This is a genomic window from Staphylococcus sp. HMSC068C09 (genome assembly GCF_001813735.1).
Taxonomy (GTDB): domain Bacteria; phylum Bacillota; class Bacilli; order Staphylococcales; family Staphylococcaceae; genus Staphylococcus; species Staphylococcus hominis.
The window spans coordinates 1-453 of sequence record NZ_KV813765.1 but is presented as its reverse complement, the minus strand read 5'-3'; the positions used below and the strand labels follow the sequence as shown (position 1 = coordinate 453).

Sequence of the window (453 nt, the reverse complement as noted above, 5' to 3'; positions counted from 1 at the left end):
AGCAGGCGCTCTCCCAGCTGAGCTAAGCCCCCATATTTTTAAAGAAGTCGGGAAGACAGGATTCGAACCTGCGACCCCTTGGTCCCAAACCAAGTGCTCTACCAAGCTGAGCTACTTCCCGTATATTAAATTGATAATTTTAAATGGCGCGCCCGATAGGAGTCGAACCCATAACCTCTTGATCCGTAGTCAAACGCTCTATCCAGTTGAGCTACGGGCGCTATATTTAAATTGGTGCCGAGGACCGGAATCGAACCGGTACGGTGATCTCTCACCGCAGGATTTTAAGTCCTGTGCGTCTGCCAGTTCCGCCACCCCGGCAAAATAATGGAGCGGAAGACGGGATTCGAACCCGCGACCCCCACCTTGGCAAGGTGGTGTTCTACCACTGAACTACTTCCGCATATTAAAATAAATCGTATGAGCCATAGAGGATTCGAACCTCTGACCCTC

The 453-nt window shown here is 50.8% G+C and carries 4 tRNA genes; all 4 read right to left on the bottom strand.

The features are described 5' to 3' along the window. Nucleotides 1-47 precede the first annotated feature (47 nt). The 4 genes from HMPREF2930_RS08660 to HMPREF2930_RS08645 all read right to left on the bottom strand — a co-directional run bounded on the left by HMPREF2930_RS08660 (nt 48) and on the right by HMPREF2930_RS08645 (nt 403). A tRNA-Pro gene (locus HMPREF2930_RS08660) sits at nt 48-121 on the bottom strand. Between the two features lie 23 nt (nt 122-144). Continuing rightward, nucleotides 145-221, bottom strand: a tRNA-Arg gene (locus HMPREF2930_RS08655). An 11-nt stretch (nt 222-232) separates the two neighbouring features. Next, a tRNA-Leu gene (locus tag HMPREF2930_RS08650) sits at nt 233-321 on the bottom strand. Between the two features lie 7 nt (nt 322-328). Continuing rightward, nucleotides 329-403, bottom strand: a tRNA-Gly gene (locus HMPREF2930_RS08645). Nucleotides 404-453: the final 50 nt, after the last annotated feature.